Genomic DNA, 19,564 nt, shown 5'->3' on the forward strand with positions numbered 1-19,564 from the left:
CAATCGAAAATGAAGATTGCATATTAAAAATATCGCAACCGCGCTATCCGAACATGCCCGGCTTGCGTCCCGCTAACCAAAGGAGTCAACATGACAAGCAATCGTTTGCCCGCCGCGCTGCAGAACCTGTCGCTGCCGGTGATCGGCTCGCCGCTGTTCATCGCCAGCGGCCCGGCGCTGGTCAAGGCGCAGTGCAAGGCCGGTATCGTCGGTTCGTTCCCGGCGCTGAACGCGCGTCCGGCCGAACTGCTCGATACCTGGCTGACCGAGATCCAGACCGAACTGGCGGAATTCAAGCAAGCCAATCCGGGCGCCAAGGTCGGTCCGATCGCCGTCAACCAGATCGTGCACCAGTCCAACGACCGTCTCGCGCACGATGTCGAAGTGTGCGTGAAGCACCAGGTGCCGATCATTATTTCCAGCCTGCGCGCGCCGCCGAAGGAAATGCTGGACGCGATCCACAGCTACGGCGGCATCGTGCTGCACGACGTGATCTCGATCCGCCATGCGCAGAAGGCGCTGGAAGCGGGCGTGGACGGCCTGATTCTGGTTGCGGCCGGCGCCGGCGGCCATGCGGGCACGCTGTCGCCGTTCGCGCTGGTGGGCGAGGTGCGTAAATTCTTCGACGGCCCGATCGCGCTGTCCGGCTCGATCGCCAGCGGCGACGCGATCCTCGCAGCGCAGGCGATGGGCGCCGATTTCGCGTACATCGGCTCGCGCTGGCTGGCGACCAAGGAATCGAACGTGGACGAAGCGTATCGCCAGGCGATCGTCGAGTCGAGCGCGGCCGACATCGTGTACACGAACCTGTTTACCGGCGTGCACGGCAACTACCTGAAGAAGTCGATCGTGGCCGCCGGCCTCGATCCGGACAACCTGCCGGAAGCCGACAAGTCGAAGATGAACTTCGGCTCCGGCGGCGGCAGCAAGGCCAAGGCCTGGCGCGACATCTGGGGCGCAGGGCAGGGCGTGGGCCTGATGGACGATGTGCCGAGCGTGGCGGAAGTGGTTGAGCGCCTGAAGGCGGAGTACGCGGCGGCGAGAAAGCGCCTGGCGTTGTAACCGGCATCATGAAAAAAGCCCGGATGGCTTCCTTGCAGGCGGGCCATCCGGGCTTTTGTTTTGATGGCGCGCGCAAGTCCCTGCGCTGATTCGCTATCCCTTCAATGTCCGCGATAGACGCGTAGCGTATGCATGCGCAAGGCATTGGCTGCCGCGGCGAGCGCCAGTGCGGCGCCGCAGATCAGCACGGCGCGTTGCGCATCCAGCGCATGAGTGAGCGCGCCGGCACTGAGGCCGGAGGCGGCGGGAATGACCTGCGAAATGATGGTGTACATGCTCAGCACACGCCCGCGCACGGCATCGTCCACGTTTTCCTGAATTCCGGTCACGATGAGGCTGATGGCGACCCCGCCCAGGATGCCCACGCACGCCAGCAGCGCAAACGCGATGGCCGGCGTGTGCACGCTGCTCATTGATGCAAACAGGACGCCGGACAGCGCGGACGCGCTGAATATGGCTTTCCCGTGCGGCAGGCGCCGGGCGACGAACAGGCAAAGCAGGCCGCCGACAATCAGCGCCGGAGCCAGCGTCCCGAGGAAGGCGCCGCGCCCGAGTTCGGTCAATCCGAGGGAGGTGCGCGCCAGCTTCGGCAAGATCACCTGCATCGGCCCCATCAGCATGTAGCAGAACATGGCCGTGACCAGCAGTTGGGCCAGCAAGGGGTTGGCACGCACCGCGCGCAAGCCGTCCAGGATCTCCTTGCCGACAGGGCGGTGCGGTTTGTGCGAGGCTTTGGTGGCGACGTTGAGCAGCAGGATCGAGCCGAGGACGAACAAGGCTACGGCGAGGAAAAACACGCCCTGCCAGCCGAAATAAAGACGGCAAGCCGAAATCGCCAGCGGGCCCAGACCGAATCCCAGCATGACCAGCAGATTGAAGAGCAGCGACGCGCGCCGCAAGGCGGCGGCGCCGACGATTTGGCCGAGCGCGGTCATGCGCGCGGGGGCGACGAAGGACCAGCCGATACCGGCGAATGCGGCGGCAACGAGCAGGAACGGCGTGCGCGTCGACGGCTCGGGAAAGAAGCGGTCGCCGGCGGCCAGCGTCAGTGCGGCGGCGATGAACAATCCTTGCGCGACGTGAATGATGCGGGTCGGCGCATGACGGTCGCACAGTACGCCCGCATACCAGCCAAGCAGCAGCGGCGGTCCGAAGCACAGGCCGAATCCGATCCCGGACAGCAGATCGGAGCGCAATGCATCCTGCGCGTAGATGATGACCGAGTAGTTGATGATATGGCCCGCCGTAAAAGCCAGCAGGCACGACAGGAAAAATGCCCAATGACGCTGCATCAGCCGGCCCTCCGCGCCAGTGTGTTAAGCGGAACGCTCATTTCTGCTGTATCCGTATCAAGGTCGGCTGGCCGCCTTCGATATGCCAGCTCGGGAAGTTGGAATTGGAGGTGTACAGCGTTCCGTCTTCGGCGATCTCGATGTCGCGGGTGAAGGTGGTGCGCCGCGGCAGCGGAATGGTGCGCCAGGTTTCGGTCTTGATGTCGAAGCCGTAGAGCGCGTCGGACTGATTGCCGTTGACCCAGACGATGCCGCGCTTCTTGTCGACATTCAGCGAATACGGCGTTTCGCTCCCCTTCGGCAGGACTGGCAGATCGAACAGCGAGAACTTGCCGGTCGCGGGCGAATACCGGGCGATCTTTGATTCGGCGAATGCCACGATCCACAGGTTGCCATCGGCGTCGGCGCGCAGGCGGCGCGGGCCGATAAAGGGTGCCGGGATCATGGTGATTTTCCCGCTGGCCGGATCGATCCTGCCGATGTCCTGCGCGTGCAACCGTGCAAACCAGACCGCGCCGTCGGGCGTGACATCGATGCCGTAAGGGAGCGGCGTGCCGCTTGCGGCCCAATCCACCGGCATCCAGTTCGACAGCGGCAGCCCCCAGCCGATGAGCTTGAACAGCACGCCGATCGACGACACAGTCAGTTTTTCTTTCAGGCTGCGCGTCGGCAGGTCGTACAGCGTGAATTTTTGCGCGGCCCGGTCGAACTTTGCGACCTGGTTCGACAAGGCCAGCGTGAACCAGACATTGTCCCGGACGTCGATGCGGATCGTGTGCGGATAAAAGCCGCCGCCGATCTCGTGCAAGACAAATTTCTTCTTCACCGGATCGAACTCGACCAGCCGGCGCTGCGCGGAAGGCGTGATGAAGATGTGGCCGTCGCGCGCCGATTCGGCGAGGGAGTGCGCGTTGGACGTGCTGTCATGGCTCGGAAAATCCTTCAGTCGGCCGGCGATGAGGCCGCCAGGATTGTCGTCCGGCCGGTGCGGGATCTTATAGACGGTGACGGCACCGGTGGCGGGGTCGATTTCATACAGCCGGTCCTGGATGTTGTCCGCGACATAGACCATCTTGTTCGCGGCAAGCAGCATGTCATGCGTCTGCGACATCGCATTGCCGATCGGCCATTCGGTAATGGCAACCTTGTCGAGATCGGATTCCCATGTCGCTCCTCCCTGCACCAGCTGGGGGTTCTCGCGCAAGTGGCGATAGCCGGCTGACAGCTTTTCCGGCAAGGATTGCTGCAGATCCGTCGGCAGCCGGGAGCCGTATCGGATCATGCGGGCGATGGTTTTCCGCCACTCCTCGGGAGAACGCTCCGCGCGCGTAAAGGCGCTGCCCTGCTGGTGGCAAAAGCCGCATTGCATCTGGAAATGTTGCTTCGACCTGGCGTCGCCGATCTGCAGCGCTCCCAGCCAGGCATTGGCCGGCTTCGCTTCGGCGAGCTTGAGCGGGTCGGTTTCCGCGTTCAGCGTGATCTTGATGGCGGCTTGGCCCGCGGTGGCGCGGATCTCCGCATCTTGGTAGCCGGGCTTGCGCACCCGGTAATGCAGTTCGCCTTGGCGGTCCGGCAGTTGCGCCGTGCCGGTCTTGCCGGTGAACGCAGTGGCTTCGGCTTCCGTGATGTGCGCTCTTCCCGGTTGCTGGTAACCATGATCGGAGGTGTCTTTCGGCGCGGGATTCGCGACGGACTGCGTCACCATGGCGGACCCGAGCGGCGCGCCGGCCGCGTCCGTGACGGAGATGACGGCCGCCGGAGCCGTGGTCGTGATGGCGCTGCAGACGACCAGCGCGGACAAGCGATGCATGCGGGATTTCATCGGTTCTTATTGAATGATGGGTTAATCATCTTGACGCGACGCGGCGTTTCATCTGCCACGCGAAATACGCCGGCGCCAGGCGGCTGGTCCACCAGGCTGCCTTGGCCAGCAGCGTCGGCAAATACAGGCGCCGGCGCTGCCGCAGCGCGTCGACTATCCGGTCGGCCATGTCGGCGGCGCTCATTTCGCTGCCGACTGCATTGCGCGGCAGCGTCGCGGGTCCGCCATCGCCTCCCAGTGCGGCGCGCTCGATGCCGGTCGCGATAAATGCCGGACAGATGATGGACACGCCGACGCCGTCGGCTTCCACCTCGCTGCGCAGGCTGTCGAAGAAGCCATGCAGCGCATGTTTGCTGGCGCTGTATCCGGTGCGCCCGAACAACGGCGAAAAGCCGGCGATGCTGGAGATGGCGGCAATCTGCCCGCGGCGCCGGCAAATGGAAGGCAAGGCCGCCCGCGTGCAATGGACGGCGCCGAAAAAATTGACATCCATTACCCGGTGCAGCACGGAGATATCCGTGTCGCGCAGCAGGCTGCGATGCGCAATGCCGGCGTTGTTGATCAACAGGTCGATCCCGCCGAACTCGGCGATCACGGCTTGCATCGCCTGATGGCAGGCTGCCGGATTCGTGACATCGCAGGCGATGCCGAGCACCTTGCTCTTTTCCGAGGCTCGCAAGTAATTGGCCGCCGATCTTGTCGCATCGCGGTCCAGGTCGAGCAGCGCGACATGCGCTCCTGCCAAGACAAACTTGCGGCACAGCGCAAACCCCAGGCCGCCGGCCCCGCCGGTGACGACGACGACCTTCCCTGCATAGTCGACCGTTTCCATATCAGTCCTTGCCGATCTTGCGCGACTGCAGCCAGTAATCGAACACGGCGGCCGAGGATTTCGCCGGGATGTAGCCGAATTTTTCCTTCAACCGACGGTTGTCGAGGACCGGGCGATAGCGCAGGAAATTGACTTGCTCAGGACCGTACTGGGTCAGGCCCAGCGCCTTCAGGATGCGCAGCGCCCAGGCAATGACCGATGCGGGCAGCGCCACGACGGGCTTGCCGAGCCGTTCGGCAAGCTCATAGATGGACAGGGCGCCGTCCCCGGCCAGGTTGAAGATGCCGCCGTTGCCGGTGTCGATTGCCATGAGAAAGGCACCAACCACATCCTGGTCCCAGATGAACACAAATGGGCTGTCGGAGCCGCGGATGGCAATAAGGCGCGGCTTTTCAAACAAGTCAGTGATCTGGTTGCGCACGGAATCGCCCAGTATGGTGCCGATGCGGAAGATGGTTTGCATCAGCTCGGGGTGCCGCCGGCGGTATTCGGCCAGCATTTCTTCCACCAGCCGCTTATGCCAGGAATAAGCGAATTCCTGGTTGCCCCGGGTGGGATCGGTTTCGGTCAGCCAGGCCGGGTTGTCTGCGTGGTAGCCGTACGCCGCGCCGCTCGAAGAGATGACGATTTGGTGCACGCCCGCGGCCACGCAGGCATCGAGCACTTTGCGGGTGCCTTCGACATCCACGCTGTATTCGAATGCGCGGTTGCTCTTCTTGCCGGGCGTGACGATGGAAGCGAGGTGAACGACCGTATCCACGCGATGTTCGCGCAACACGGCGTCCAGTCCGTCATCGCGGATGTCGGCCTGCAGATAGACCACGCCGGGACGCTGCTGCGCGCCCGGCGTTTCCCGCACATCGGTGGCGATGACGGTGTCAATCCGGCCCGCATCGCGTCGCGCGGCAAGATGCTCGATCAGCTGCCGGCCGAGATAGCCGCCGGCGCCGGTCACCAGTATCGATTTGCCGTTCATGCGCCCGCCTTTGCCGCCTGCGCCGGCTTTTTCATCCAGTAGGTGGACAAGGCCATCCCGGCGAAAATATGCCAGATGCCCCACCACGCGGTGACGATGGCCATGCCGCCCAGCGCGCCGAAAAAGTTGAAGATCAATACCAGGCCAAGGCCGGAATTCTGGATGCCGGTTTCAAACGCGACCGCTCGGCAGTCGCGCTCGGCGAGCCCGGTCAGTTTCCCTAGGCCATAGCCGCTGGCGAGCGCACAGGCATTGTGGATGAACACGATGCCCACCACCATCGCGCCGTACGCAAGGAAAAACTTCCAGTTGGCCAGCAGCGCGCCGGACACGAAGACGCCAAAAACGACGAGCGAAAAGACGCGCATCGGCTTGAGCAGCCGTGCGGCCATTTTCGGAAAACGGTGCGACATGGTCAGGCCCAGCGCCAGCGGGACGCCCAGCAGCAGGGCGACTTCGAACAGCATCGACAACGGGTCCAGCGAGAAATCGCGCAGGATGGCGCGCATGCCCTCATGCTGATTGGCCCAGAACGCGACGTTAATGGGCATCATGAATACCGCGCCGACGGTCGACAGCGTGCTGATCGACACCGACAGAGCGGCATTGCCGCCGGCTCGATGCGTAAAGAAATTGGAAATGTGGCCGGCAGGGCAGGAAGAAACGAGCAGCATCCCCAGCGCGATCGAAGGCAGCGGGTTGAGTGCCAGGATCAGCAGATAGGTTCCCGCCGGGAACAGGACGTGATGTCCCAAGAGTCCGATTGCGAGCGCTTTCGGCGTTCTCAGCGCCTGCTTGAAATCCGACAGTTTCAGATCCAGCGCAACGCCGAACATGACCAGGGCGAGCACAAGATTCAGGGCCAGCAATGCCTGCGGATTGAAATTCAGATGCACTTGATCGATATGCATCATCGCCGGCCTCCCTTGTTGGGGATGGGCATGACAGGTCTCCTCTCGTTTTTGGAAATTTATAGAAGGATTTTGCTTGGAAGCGGCGGCTGTCAACAGGTTGATTCCGGCCAACTACCTGTGTGTGGCGGACAAAGACCGGCTTGCGGATGCAAAGAAAAAGGGGTGTGGAAAACGGACATGCCCATGCTAGACTCCGCGAACAATCGCGCAGACCAAGACAGCGAAGGCAAATAGAAGAGGAGGGGCGGACCAAGATGGAGCAAGTATTTCCCGGCATCGACGACCGCGTCGAGCCTCCGCACAAAATGGCTGTCCTGGTCGACATCCTGCATGAGGAAGGCATCGCGCCGGAGGAGGCGCTGGCAGGCAGCGGCATCGATGCGCAACAGGTGCATGCGCCTGAAGTGCGCGTCTCGGCGCGTCAGTTGCTGGCGGTATGCGGCAATGCCTTGCGCCTGTCCAAGGATCCGGGCATCGCCCTCAAGGCTGGCAAGCGGATACACATCACGCATTTCGGATTGTACGGTTATGCGTTGCTCAGCAGCGCCACGCCGCGTGACGCCATCGACTTCGCGATCAAGTATCGGCCGTTGGCTGCTCCGCTGATCGGATTGCGTTTCGAGGAAGCGGCCGGCGCGGCGGTCTGGGAATTTTCGGATGTGCTGTCGCTGGGCGTCGACAGCGAACTATTCCGCTTCGTGCTCGAATTCCAGTTGGGGACGCAATTGTCCTTGCATGGCGATATCCTCGGCCAGTCTGTTACGCCGGTGGAAATACGAACGGTCTATCCGGCGCCGCCGCATGCCTCTGTTTATGAAGAGATATTGGGATGCCCCGCCCGCTTCGGCCAGGCGCGCAATGAGTTGCGTTTCAGCCGCGAATGGCTGGAGCAGCGGCTGACCTTCGCCAATCCGATCACGGCCGCGCTGGTGCGCGAGACCTGCGATCAGCTCCTGACCCAATTGAAAACCTCGTCCGGCCTGGCCGGCAAGGTATTCGGCATGTTGATGGCGCAGCCCGGGCGCTTCCCCGATGTCGAGACAGTCGCCGGCCAACTCCATATGACTTCCCGCACCCTGCGCCGGAAACTGCAGGCGCAGGACACGTCGTATCAAACCATCCTGACCGAGGTGCGCAAGCAGCTTGCCATGGACTATTTGCGCAAGACGCGCATGAGCACGGAGGACATCGCCGCATCCCTTGGCTTCAGCGACGCCGCCAACTTCCGGCATGCGTTCAAGAAGTGGAGCGGGAAGACGCCCAGCGAATTCCGGGCGGGCGCCTGAACCGAGCTGCGCGGTTCTCCTTAGCTGTTGCCGGTCTTGATCGCCCAGATTCCCGGCAGGTTGCGCCAGTAGCCATAGGCATCCATGCCATAGCCGACCACAAACTTGTTGGGCAGCGTGAGCCCGATGTAATCTGCCTTGATCGGCTTTTTCTTGCCGATGTCCTTGTCGGCGAAAACGGCCACCACCACGTCGGCCGCGCCCATCTCCAGCAGCCGCTCCTTCACGTGCGCCAGCGTCTCGCCTTCGTCGAGGATGTCGTCGAGCACGACCACCGTGCGGCCCTGCACGCTTGAGCGCGGAATCACTTTCCACTCGATCTTGCCGCCCTGGTCCAGGCTGCCATAGCGCGTCACGTGCATGTAATCGAATTCGAGCGGGAAGCGCAGGCGCGTGAGCAGCTGGCCGCAAAACACGACGGCGCCGCCCATGACGCCCAGCACCAGCGGAAAGGCTTCGCCGTCGTCGACGTTGAAGCGCTCGTTAAGCTGCTGCGCTACCTTGTCGACTGCCTGCTGCACGGCCGTCTCGTCGAAAATCAGTTCGGCGTCGGAAAGCAGCGCGCGCGCTTTGTTACGGTGGAATTCGGAATCGAAAAAAGACATGATGCAAAACCTCGATGCAAGAGTATTCAATGTGTAACACGTTGTAACCCGGCATCGTACCCTAGGTTCGCTCGCCGCCACAAATGCCGGGCGAGGCGATGGCGCAACAGTCGCGTCGCGCCGTTGCCGGTTTCGTGATCAAAATGGAAATTCAAGCCGCCACCAGCCCGCTGCGGTGACGGTACCAGTCCTCGAATTCGTCGCCGGCCACCGGCTCGCAGACATAAAAGCCCTGAATCGCCTTGCAGCGGCGCGCACGCAGCGAGTCCAGTACGGCCTGCGATTCGATGCCTTCGGCGATCACCTGCAGGCCCAGCTCCCGGCCCAGGTCGATGATGGCGGAGGTGATCGCCATGTTGCCGCGGTCGCTGTCGAGATCGTGGATGAAATCCTTGTCGATCTTGATCGCGTCCACCGGCAGTTGCTTCAGGTTGGACAGGCTCGAATAGTCCTTGCCGAAGTCGTCGAGCACCACATGCACGCCGATCTGCCGCAGCGCGCGCAGTGCGTCGACCGCCGTTTCCGCATTCTTGGCCAGCGCGTTCTCGGTGATTTCCAGCTGCAGGCAGTCCGGGTCGATGCCGCTGGCGGCCACCGCCTTGGCCACCGTGGCGCGAAAGCCCTCCTGCCGGAACTGCGCGGGCGACACGTTGACCGACATGGTGAGCGCGTCGAGCCCGTTGGCCTGCCAGGCGCGCTGCTGGCGGCACGCCTCGTTCAGCGCCCATTCTCCGAGCTGATGGATGACGCCGGTATATTCCGCCACCGGAATGAACTGGTCGGGCGTCACGCCCGCGCCCGGCCAGCGCAGCAGCGCCTCGGCGCCGATGACGAAGCCCGATTCGAGGTCGACGATCGGCTGGTAATGGAGCCGGAATTCGTCCTGCCGCAAGCCGCCGCGCAGCCGGTTCTCCATCGCCAGTGTCGATGCCGAGCGTTCGTTCAATTCCTGCGTGAAGAACTGGAAGTTGTCGCGCCCGCATTCCTTGGCGTGGTACATGGCGGCGTCTGCGTTGCGCGCGAGCGTGAAAATGTCGTCGCCGTCGGCCGGGAACATGGCGATGCCGATGCTCGATGACACCTGCAGCTGCAGCTCCTTGTAGGGGCACGGCTGGCCCAGTGCGGCGATGCATTGCGCCGCCACCCGCCCCGCGCCGCGCGGTCCGTCGACGTCGCCCAGCACGAGCAGGAATTCGTCGCCGCCCAGGCGGCCCACCATGTCATCGGCGCGTACGCAGCCGCGCAGGCGGCGCGCCACCTCGCGCAGCACCGCGTCGCCGGCGTCGTGGCCATAGGTGTCGTTGATCGGCTTGAAGCGGTCCAGGTCGACGAACAGCACCGCGCTTTGCAGCCCGTCGCGCCGCGCCGACGCCAGCGTGCGTTCGCCGAAGGCGTACGACAGCGCGCGGTTGGGCAGGCCGGTGAGGGTGTCGTGCTGCGCCAGTTGCAGCATTTCCTGTTCGCTTTGCTTGCGCTCGGTGATGTCGAGGCAGGTGCCGGTCACGTGCCGCGGCGTGCCGTTGGCATTGCGCTCCAGGACGCGCGCGCGCACCAGCATCCATTTCCATTGTCCGTCCCGGGTGCGCATGCGCAGCTCGGTCTCGACGGCGTCGCGCGAGCCGTGCCTGACTTCGTGCACCAGCTTGGCAAGCTGCTCGCGGTCGTCCGGGGGGATCAATGCCAGCCAGAAGTCGATATCGTTCCGCACCTCGTCTTGCACCAGGCCGAGTGCCGCCGGCAGCTTGTCCAGATATTGCAGCGTGCGGCTCTCGCAATCGAGGTGCCACAGGTGCACGTCGGCGCCTTCCAGCGCCACGTCGAGATCCTGCTTGCTCTTGAGGACGGCCGCTTCCGCCGCCTTGCGCGCCGAGATGTCTTCGATGACGGCGATGGCGTATGCTGCTTCGCCGTTCTTGTCGCGCACGCAGGAAATGCTGGCGTCGACCCAGATCGTGTCGCCGTTGCGGCAGCGGTAGCGCTTCTCGATCAGGATGCTGTCGGTTTCGCCGCGCAGTAGCTTGCGGTAGGGTTCGCGGCCGATCTCGATGTCGTCGGGATGGGTGATGTCCTGCACGTTGCGGCTGGTCAGTTCTTCCCCCGAGTAGCCGATAATCTCGGTCATCTTGCGGTTGACGTACAGCAGGTGCATGTCGGGCGCCATGAGCGCGATGCCGACTGCCGCATTGTCATACACCGCACGAAAGCGCTGGTCGTACTGCGCCAGCTTTTCTTCGGTGCGCTTGCGCTCGGTGATGTCGCGCGCCACGCCGGTGAACTTGCGCCGGCCCCCAACCAGCATTTCGCTGACCATCAGCTCGATCGGGAACGGCGTGCCGTCCTTGCGCTGCGCCACCAGCTCGCGGTTAATGCCGAGCACGTGGCGCTCGCCGCTGCGCAGGTAGCGCGTCAGGTAGGCGTCGTGCTGCTCGCGGTGCGGCGACGGCATCAGGATCTTGACGTTGCGCCCGATCAGCTCGTCCATGCTGTAGCCGAATGCCCTTTCCGCCGCCGGGTTGGCCCGCTCGATGATGCCGCCCTCGTCGATCACGATCACCGCATCCGGCATGGTCGACAGCATCGAGCTGAGCAGCGCGCGTTCCTCCGCGGCGTGCTTGCTGTGGGAGATGTCCTGCATGACGTTGACGAAGCCGACCAGTTCGCCGCCCTCGTGCAGCGCGGTCATGGTGGTATGGGCATAGCACATCGTGCCGTCCTGCCGCGCGCTCCAGTGCTCGCGCGACACATGGTCGTGGTTGCGTGCGGTCTCCAGCATCTGGGCGGGCACGCCCGATTGCACCTCTTCCCGCGCGAACAGGCGCTCGAACGACGCGCCGACGATGTCGTCGGCGGGGTACCCCAGGATATGCTGCGCGCCGGTATTCCAGCTGGCGATATGCCCGTCCGGGGCCAGCCTGAAAATCGCGTAGTCGCGCACCGTCTGCACCAGCAGGCGCAGGTTGTCCTCGATGCGCGCCAGCTCCGACTTGCGGTGCATGCGTGCGGCGTCGTAGCGGTCGAGCGCCATCGCCTGCGCCCACGTGAAAATCAGTAGCAGCAGCGCGGCACCTGCCGCCGCGACGGCCAGGACGAACGCGATGCCGTGCGCGGAGTTTTGTTGCCACTGGTAGGTCAGCCAGGCGCTCAGGACGGGAGTGGCGACGGCCGGCGAGAGCAGGCGCCGCGCCAAGATCCCGCCGGCGCCCGGGCTGGCCACAACCCGCATCAAGCCGGCATCCGGTCGCGCGAACAGCACGGCCAGCGACAGCAGCAGGAGCAGGACAGACACGCCCACCGTCATCGGCATGTTGGCGCCGACCTGGATCAGCGCGATGACGCCGAACGCGTGCCCGACCATGACCAGCACCGCCATGCCCAAGCCACCGGCGGCGAAGACCTGGGCGGCGAGCACGCTGCGGGGCCGGCCGGGCAAAAGCAGGATCGCCAGCGACAGCAGCAGGAGCGCCGCCGCCGTGTTGGGCGGCATGACGGCAATCTTCGTCAGTGCCGTCGGGGTGCCGATAGACAGGTAGTACGCGATGGTCAGCACAGCGATGCTGAGCACTGCGGCGGCCAAGCCGCTGGCGACGGCAGTGGAACGTTCATCGCGATGTCGCAGATAAACGGCCGCGCCGCACAGCATGAAGCACACGCTGGCGACGGCATGGGGGAATTGCGGTTCGACCGCTACGCCAAAAAGATACAGGCGTGTCACTGCAATGCTTGCTCCAAGCATTGCAGTGATGCCGGCGAAGATCTTCGACAGCCGCTTGATCTGACCAACGAGAATGTGCGTTTCCATGCGGTTCCGCAACGACCGCCACCGGCAGCGCAGGCTCCAACGGTCCAGTGGATTGGAATGCACACTGCGGCGTGAGGTTCCACAGGGGCACCAAGACAGTGCGCCGGCGCCCCGGTCGGATCAATAATCCGCTTGGCATCCGGTCTCCTGCGCCGGGAATTTTTGCCATGCGGCGCGTTCGAACGGTGATATTGCTGATGGTGAGAAAGCGATGAAAACTACATTGAAGCAACACCAGATCCGCACCAAACGGCCGAGCGAGGAAAGCAGCCCGACGCCGCGCCTGCCGCATGAACGGGACGAGTCGGAGGATAGCCAGGAAAGCGCGGGACGCACCACCGGCCACGATGTCGCCGGCCGCACCGACATGCGGCAGGCCTACGACGACTTGCAAAAAGGCATGGTCGACACCGATTTGCGGGAAACCGGCGGCGTCGACGAAGTGGTCAACAAGCGGCCCGGACAGTCGCCGGACAAGGTGGTGAAGAAACCGTTTTAGGGACGGGCCTTATTCGTAGTTGCGCGCATCCTCGATCACCTTGCCGTCGTTCGGCAGGCTGCCGGGTGGCACCAGCATGACCTCTCCGCGCAGCTTGGTGATGTCGCGGATGGTAGCGACGATGGCCTCGACCGGCACGGCGGCAGCCTGCGCCACTTCGCAATGCAGCGTCATCACGTCGTTGGCCATTTCACCCGACACGACCAGCCGGGCCTTGAGGATGGCGGGATGCCGCCGCGCCACTTCCGCCACCTGTGCCGGGTGCACGAACATGGCGCGCACCTTGGTCGTCTGGTCGGCGCGCCCCATCCAGCCGCGGATGCGGGTATTGGTGCGGCCGCACGGCGAGGCGCCCGGCAGCACCGCCGACAGGTCGCCGGTGGCAAAGCGCAGCAGCGGATAGTCCGGGTTGAACGAAGTGACCACCACTTCACCGACTTCGCCTTCGGGCAGCGGATCGCCGGTGCCGGGGCGTACGATTTCCAGGATCAAGTCTTCGTCGACGATCATGCCGGGATTGACCTTGCCGCCGGTCTGCGTTTCATAGGCGATGTTGCCGATGTCCGCCGAGCCGTACATCTGCAGCACGGTCGGCACGCCGTTGTCGTGGAACCAGGCGCGCAGCGACGGCGGCAGCGCCTCGGCGCCGACCACCGCGCGCCGCACGCTGCTGATGTCGGCGTTCATTTCGCGCGCCTTTTCGATGATGATCTTGAGGAAGGAGGGCGTGCCGATGTAGGCGTCTGGCTGCAGCGCCGCCATCGCCTGCACCTGCATCTCGGTCTGGCCGATGCCGGCCGGGATCACCGGGCAGCCCAGGCGCGCCGCGCCGCCTTCGACCATGTAGGCCGCCGGCGTGAAGTGATACGAAAAGCAGTTTTGCACCACGTCGCCCGCGCGCAGGCCCGCCGCCGCCATCGGCCGCGCGAAGCGCCACCAGTCGACCCCCTGGCCTTCCGGGTCGAAGATCGGCCCGGGCGACATGAACAGACGCCGCAGTTCGCGCACCGGCGTGGCGTTGAGACCGCCGAACGGCATGGCTTCCTGCTGCAACTGCTTCAGGTCCGACTTGCGCGTGACCGGCAGCTGCGCCAGCGCGGCGCGCGAGGTGACATCGCGCGGATTCACGCCGTCCAGGGTGCGCATCCAGCCGGGAGCGCAGCGGGCGCGCGCCACCAGCTGCGGCAGGCGCGTCATCAGATCGGCCTCGCGCAATTGCGGGGCGCGGGTTTCCAGCGAATCGAGATGGTCGGTCATAGCAGGTCCGTCAAAGTAGGGGAGGCCATGCGCACCGCGTGGGGCGCCTGTCGTGCAATCGATAAATAGGGGGGGCAGGGATCAGGCCAGCCAGCGTTTCCTGCGGCGATAGAACTTCATGTCGCGAAAGCTCTTGCGCTCGGCGCCGGCCACGCCCAGGTAGAATTCCTTGACGTCTTCGTTGGTCGCGAGATCCTGTGCCGCGCCTTCCATCACGACCCGGCCGTTTTCCAGGATGTAGCCGAAGTCGGCGTAGCGCAGCGCCACCATCGTGTTCTGCTCGGCCACCAGGAACGACACGTTTTCCTTGCGGTTCAAGTCCTTGACGATCTCGAAGATCTCTTCCACGATCTGCGGCGCCAGGCCCATCGACGGTTCGTCGAGCAGGATCATGGACGGCTTGGCCATGAGCGATCGGCCGATCGCGCACATTTGCTGCTCGCCGCCGGAGGTGTAGCCGGCCTGCGAGTTGCGCCGCTCCTTCAGGCGCGGGAAGTAGTGGTACACCTTGTCCAGCGCATCCTTCAGCTCGCCGCGCGACAGGCGGCGCGTGTAGGCGCCGGTCAACAGGTTTTCCTCGACCGTGAGGTGGCCGAAGCAGTGCCTGCCTTCCATCACCTGCGACAGGCCGCGCTTCACCAGTTCGTTGGGCGTGAGCTGGTCGACGCGCTCGCCCTTGAACTCGACGCTGCCCTTGGTGACGTCGCCGCGCTCGCCGCGCAACAGCGTCGAGATCGACTTCATCGTGGTCGACTTGCCGGCGCCGTTGGCGCCCAGGAGCGCGACGATCTTCCCTTGCGGGACTTGCAGCGAGACGCCTTTCAACACCAGGATCACGTGGTCGTAGATGACCTCGATGTTGTTGACCGAGAGGTAGGGGCGTCCGGCGTCGGCCGGCGTAGCGTTCGTTACGGGTGCAATGCTCATGTCAGTGATCCGGAGCGATTTGTAGATCCCTCTCCCGTCTCGGGAGAGGGGCAGCGTCGAAGTGATCAGCTGGCGCAGGCCGGCTTGATGTTCTTCTCCGTCGCATACTTGGCCGACGATTCCTCCAGCAGCCTGCGCGTCAGTGCCTTGTCGCCGGTGACCCAGTTAGGCGTGATCGGCACCCACTTGCTGCCGGTCCATTGCTGCACCTTCACCGCGCCCGAGCCTTCGTGGTCGTCGCACGAAGTCTTCACCGGCGGGAACATGCCGAGCGCGCCGAGCGCCTTCTGGCGCGCCTCGTTGACATCAAGGTTTTCGAAGCCCCAGCGCACCTGCTCGCCGCTCATTACCTTGCCCTTGCCGAATTTTTCCTGCGCCTTGCGGATCGCTTCCGTCCACAGGATCGCCGCCGTCACGCCGCGCATGTGGTAGACCGATCCGATGCGGCCCTTGTCGTCCAGGTTACCCTTGCCGGCGTCATAGACTTTCTTGCGGATGTCGTCGAGCACCGGATAGTTGCCGGGAGTGTTGAAGGTCATCGTGGTGTAGCCCTTGGCCGCATCGCCGGCCGGGACTGTGTCTTCCTCCGAGCCGGCCCACCATACGCCAAGGATTTTCTCGCGCGGGAAGCCGTTGCGCTGAGCGGTCTTGATCGCTACCGCGTTCATCACGCCCCAGCCCCACAGGATCACGTAATCCGGCTTGGCCTGGCGGATCTGCAGCCATTGCGACTGCTGCTCGTTGCCCGGATGCGCAACCGGGATCTTGATCAGCTCGAAGCCGTATTTCTGCGCTTCCGCGTCCAGCACCGGCATAGGCTCCTTGCCGAAGGCCGAGTCGTGGTACAGGTGCACGATCTTCTTGCCCTTGAGCTTTTCGGCGCCGCCGTTCAGGCTGCCGAGGTAGGCGACCATCGCCGCCGCCTGGTTCCAGTAGCTGGTAATGAGCGGGAAGACGTACGGGAACACCTTGCCGTTGGCTGCATCGGAGCGGCCATAGCCAAGCATCGTCATCGGAATCTTGTCGGTCGCGACGCGGTCGAGGATGCCGTAGGCGATACCGGTCGACAGCGGGTCCACCAGCGCCGCGCCGCCGTTTTTGGATTTCATGCGCTCGTAGCATTCGACGCCGCGCGACGCGTTGTACTCCGTCTCGCATTCTTCCCACTTGATCTTCACACCGTTGATGCCGCCGTTGGCGTTGACCAGGTTGAAGTAATCGATGGCGCCGCCATAGAATCCGGAACCGCCCGCCGCATAGGGGCCGACACGGTAGGACGGAAGCGGGATGTACTGCTCTTGCGCCGCCGCGGCGCCGATGCTGCCGGCCAGGGCTGCGCCCAGCAGAATTGATTTGATCAACTTCATGTGCTCCTCCTTGTTATAGACAGCAATGAGACGGTGAAACCAAAGCATGTTTTTTAGTGCGGGAACGGCCACAGGCGCAGCTTTTCCTTGGCGATCTGCCACAGGCGTGCTAGGCCGTGCGGCTCGACGATCAGGAAGAAGATGATCAGCGCGCCGAACACCATCAGTTCCAGGTTCGAGGCGACCGAGGTCGGCAGCGCCAGCGAATGCGCGATGATGTTGAGAAAAATCGGCAGCAGCACGATGAAGGCCGACCCGAAGAAGGCGCCGATGACCGAGCCAACGCCGCCGATGATGATCATGAACAGGATGCGGAAGGACAGATCCAGGCTGTACGCTTCCGGCTCCACCGTCCCCAGGTAGGCGAAGGCGTACAGGGCGCCGGCCACGCCGCAATAGAACGAGCTGACCGCGAATGCCAAGAGCTTGGTGCGCATCAGGCGGAAACCGATCACTTCGGCCGCGACGTCCATGTCGCGCACCGCCATCCAGGAGCGGCCGACATTGGTGCGGATCATGTTCTTGAGCAGCACCGCCATCACGCACACGATGCATAGCGTGAGCAGGTACTTGCTGGCCGGTGTGTCGAATTCATAACCGAGGATCACGATTTTTTGCGCGGTGATCACGCCCGACGAGCTGTTATTGGTGAACCAGCCGATCTTGGTCAGGCACCACACCACGAAGAACTGCGTCGCCAGCGTGGCGGCGGCGAGGTAAAAGCCGCGGATGCGCAACGAAGGCAGGCCGAACACGATGCCGACCATGGCCGCGCACAAGCCGCCGAGCACGAAAGCGAGCAGCACCGGTATGCCGGGTATGCGCAGCATGAAGTTGTACGACGCGAACGCGCCGACCGCCATGAACGCGGCGGTCCCGAGCGACAGCTGCCCCGCGTAGCCGGTCAGGATGTTCAGCCCGAGCGCGGCCAGCGCGAAGATCAGGAACGGGATCAGCACCGCCGAGAATAGGTAGGGCGAGGCGACGAGCGGCACCCCCAGGAAGGCGATCGCCAGCACGAGCGCGATGCCCACGCGGTCCTGGCGGATGGGGAAGATCTGGCTGTCTGCCTGGTAGGTGATTTTGAATTGGCCTGCTTCACGGTAGAACATGTTTTATTCCCGATTCGTTGAAACGTTATGCCTGGAATGCGCTTGCGATTCCGGCTAGATTCGTCGGATGATCTTTTCGCCAAACAGCCCCTCTGGGCGCACCAGCAAGAACAGCAGCGCCAGCACATACGGGAACCAGCCCTCGATGCCGCCGCCCACCATCGGGCCGATATAGACCTCGGCCAGTTTCTCGGAAGCACCGATGATCAGTCCACCGATGATCGCGCCTGGCACCGAGGTGAAGCCACCGAGGATCAGCACCGGCAGCGCCTTCAGGGCGACGAAGGTGAGCGCGAACTGCACGCCGTTGCGCGCGCCCCACAGCATGCCCGCCACCAGCGCGACGAAGCCGGCCACCGCCCACACGATGCCCCAGATCTGCTGCAGGGGAATGCCCACCGCCAGCGCCGCCTGGTGATCGTCGGCCACCGCGCGCAGCGCGCGTCCGATCTTGGTCTTGGAGAAGAACAGCGCCAGTGCCGTCACCAGCACCGCGCAGATGCCGGCTGATGTCACATCGAACTGCGACACCGCGATGTTGAACCGGTCGAGCAGGAACTGCAGCGGCACGTCCTCGATGCCGATATCCAGCCGGCGCACTTCCGAACCCCAGATCAGCTGCGCCAATCCTTCGATGAAGAAAGTCAGGCCGATGGTCGCCATGAACAGCGTGATTTCCGGCTGGTTTACCAGCGGGCGCAGCACGATCTTTTCGGTGGCCAGGCCCAAGAGCACCATCGCCGCCATCGTCAGCGGCACCGCGATCCATAAGGAGACGCCGAACTTGGCGACGATGCCCACGCAGGTCGACGCCGCGAAGAACACCATCGCGCCCTGCGCGAAGTTGAACACGCCGGAGGCCTTGTAGATGAGCACGAAGCCGAGCGCGACCAGCGCGTACATCACGCCGGCCAAAAGGCCGCCGATGAAGACTTCGAAGAAGAAGCTGATGTCCATTTCGTATCCCTGTTATTCGTTGCTTCGGACTGCTCCCTTCTCCCGTCCACGGGAGAAGGCGGGTGCGTCAATGCGCCACGCCCAGGTAGGCATTGATCACTTCCTGGTTGTTGCGCACCTCGTCGGGCGTGCCGTCGCCAATCTTCTTGCCGTAGTCGAGCACGACGACGCGGTCCGAGATATCCATTACCACCCCCATGTCATGCTCGATGAGCACGATGGTGGTGCCGAACTGGTCGTTGACGTCGAGGATGAAGCGGCACATGTCCTGCTTTTCCTCCACGTTCATGCCGGCCATCGGTTCGTCCAGCAAGAGGATTTCCGGCTCCGCCGCCAGCGCACGCCCGAGTTCGACGCGCTTTTGCAGGCCATAGGGCAGGCGGGACACCGGCGTCTTGCGGATGGCCTGGATTTCGAGGAAGTCGATGATCTCTTCCACCTTCTTGCGGTGTGCGATTTCTTCCTTCTGCGCCGGGCCCCAGTACAGCGCCTGCAGCAGGAAATTGGTCTGCATCTTCAGGTTGCGGCCGGTCATGATGTTGTCGAGTACCGACATGCCCTTGAACAGCGCGATGTTCTGGAAGGTGCGCGCAATGCCGCTTTTCGCCGCCGCATAGGTGTCCATGCCGCGCCGTTGCTGGCCGCGATAGATGATTTCGCCTTCCTGCGGGCGATAGACGCCGTTGATCACGTTAAGCATCGAGCTCTTGCCCGCGCCGTTGGGGCCGATGATGGCGCGGATCTCGTGCTCGCGCACGTTGAAGGAGATGTCGGTGAGCGCCTTGACCCCGCCGAACGACAGGCAGATGTTGCGCAGGTCGAGGATCACCTCGCCGATGTTGCGGTTGCCATGCATG

Annotated in this window: 16 protein-coding genes; 3 read left to right on the forward strand and 13 right to left on the reverse strand. The window is 63.8% G+C overall.

Annotated elements, in window-relative coordinates:
- Positions 1-90 precede the first annotated feature (90 nt).
- On the forward strand, positions 91-1,062 hold the full coding sequence (locus FAY22_RS19835; protein WP_146332402.1) for a nitronate monooxygenase family protein: 972 nt from the start codon (positions 91-93) through the stop codon (positions 1,060-1,062).
- A 101-nt stretch (positions 1,063-1,163) separates the two neighbouring features.
- Here the strand turns inward: FAY22_RS19835 and FAY22_RS19840 are convergent, their stop codons facing one another.
- The 5 genes from FAY22_RS19840 to FAY22_RS19860 are packed head-to-tail and all read right to left on the reverse strand — an operon-like array spanning position 1,164 to position 6,991.
- Positions 1,164-2,354 (reverse strand): MFS transporter, encoded by a 1,191-nt coding sequence (locus tag FAY22_RS19840; RefSeq protein WP_146332403.1) that lies wholly within the window; start codon positions 2,352-2,354, stop codon positions 1,164-1,166.
- A gap of 37 nt (positions 2,355-2,391) precedes the next feature.
- Positions 2,392-4,164, reverse strand: coding sequence for a hypothetical protein (locus FAY22_RS19845; protein ID WP_210411855.1), 1,773 nt, complete (start codon positions 4,162-4,164; stop codon positions 2,392-2,394).
- Between the two features lie 37 nt (positions 4,165-4,201).
- Positions 4,202-5,008, reverse strand: a complete 807-nt coding sequence (locus FAY22_RS19850) for an SDR family oxidoreductase (RefSeq protein WP_146332404.1) — start codon at positions 5,006-5,008, stop codon at positions 4,202-4,204.
- Position 5,009: 1 nt separating this feature from the next.
- Positions 5,010-5,984: an SDR family oxidoreductase gene (locus tag FAY22_RS19855; protein WP_146332405.1), complete on the reverse strand. Its 975-nt coding sequence runs from the start codon at positions 5,982-5,984 to the stop codon at positions 5,010-5,012.
- Positions 5,981-6,991 carry a bile acid:sodium symporter family protein gene (locus tag FAY22_RS19860; RefSeq protein ID WP_246860583.1) on the reverse strand — a complete coding sequence of 337 codons (1,011 nt, stop codon included), beginning with the start codon at positions 6,989-6,991 and terminating at the stop codon, positions 5,981-5,983. Before FAY22_RS19860 ends, FAY22_RS19855 begins: the two co-directional genes overlap by 4 nt.
- Positions 6,992-7,152: 161 nt before the next feature.
- Between FAY22_RS19860 and FAY22_RS19865 the strand changes: the two genes are divergently transcribed.
- Positions 7,153-8,184, forward strand: a complete 1,032-nt coding sequence (locus tag FAY22_RS19865; RefSeq protein WP_168204897.1) for an AraC family transcriptional regulator — start codon at positions 7,153-7,155, stop codon at positions 8,182-8,184.
- A gap of 20 nt (positions 8,185-8,204) precedes the next feature.
- On the opposite strand, the gene FAY22_RS19870 is transcribed toward FAY22_RS19865, so the two are convergent.
- Both FAY22_RS19870 and FAY22_RS22625 read right to left on the reverse strand, forming a co-directional pair.
- Complete coding sequence (locus FAY22_RS19870; RefSeq protein ID WP_146332409.1) at positions 8,205-8,789, reverse strand: hypoxanthine-guanine phosphoribosyltransferase; 585 nt, start codon at positions 8,787-8,789, stop codon at positions 8,205-8,207.
- 151 nt (positions 8,790-8,940) lie between these two features.
- A complete protein-coding gene (locus FAY22_RS22625) occupies positions 8,941-12,588 on the reverse strand; it encodes a PAS domain S-box protein (RefSeq protein WP_146332411.1) in 3,648 nt (1,215 codons plus the stop codon).
- 211 nt (positions 12,589-12,799) lie between these two features.
- Here FAY22_RS22625 and FAY22_RS19880 point away from each other — a divergent pair, with 211 nt between their 5' ends.
- Complete coding sequence (locus FAY22_RS19880) at positions 12,800-13,087, forward strand: hypothetical protein (protein ID WP_246860584.1); 288 nt, start codon at positions 12,800-12,802, stop codon at positions 13,085-13,087.
- Positions 13,088-13,096: 9 nt separating this feature from the next.
- On the opposite strand, the gene FAY22_RS19885 is transcribed toward FAY22_RS19880, so the two are convergent.
- The 6 genes from FAY22_RS19885 to FAY22_RS19910 all read right to left on the reverse strand — a co-directional run bounded on the left by FAY22_RS19885 (position 13,097) and on the right by FAY22_RS19910 (position 19,563).
- Complete coding sequence (locus FAY22_RS19885; RefSeq protein WP_146332413.1) at positions 13,097-14,344, reverse strand: phenylacetate--CoA ligase family protein; 1,248 nt, start codon at positions 14,342-14,344, stop codon at positions 13,097-13,099.
- 81 nt (positions 14,345-14,425) lie between these two features.
- A complete protein-coding gene (locus FAY22_RS19890) occupies positions 14,426-15,271 on the reverse strand; it encodes an ABC transporter ATP-binding protein (RefSeq protein WP_146332415.1) in 846 nt (281 codons plus the stop codon).
- 65 nt (positions 15,272-15,336) lie between these two features.
- Positions 15,337-16,638 carry an ABC transporter substrate-binding protein gene (locus FAY22_RS19895; RefSeq protein WP_146332417.1) on the reverse strand — a complete coding sequence of 434 codons (1,302 nt, stop codon included), beginning with the start codon at positions 16,636-16,638 and terminating at the stop codon, positions 15,337-15,339.
- 53 nt (positions 16,639-16,691) lie between these two features.
- Positions 16,692-17,750 (reverse strand): branched-chain amino acid ABC transporter permease, encoded by a 1,059-nt coding sequence (locus tag FAY22_RS19900; protein WP_146332419.1) that lies wholly within the window; start codon positions 17,748-17,750, stop codon positions 16,692-16,694.
- A gap of 54 nt (positions 17,751-17,804) precedes the next feature.
- Positions 17,805-18,701 (reverse strand): branched-chain amino acid ABC transporter permease, encoded by an 897-nt coding sequence (locus tag FAY22_RS19905; RefSeq protein ID WP_210411986.1) that lies wholly within the window; start codon positions 18,699-18,701, stop codon positions 17,805-17,807.
- A 73-nt stretch (positions 18,702-18,774) separates the two neighbouring features.
- Positions 18,775-19,563 carry an ABC transporter ATP-binding protein gene (locus tag FAY22_RS19910; protein WP_146332423.1) on the reverse strand — a complete coding sequence of 263 codons (789 nt, stop codon included), beginning with the start codon at positions 19,561-19,563 and terminating at the stop codon, positions 18,775-18,777.
- Position 19,564 lies beyond the last annotated feature (1 nt).

The sequence above is a fragment of the Noviherbaspirillum sp. UKPF54 genome, assembly GCF_007874125.1.
In the GTDB taxonomy this organism is placed as follows: domain Bacteria; phylum Pseudomonadota; class Gammaproteobacteria; order Burkholderiales; family Burkholderiaceae_D; genus Noviherbaspirillum.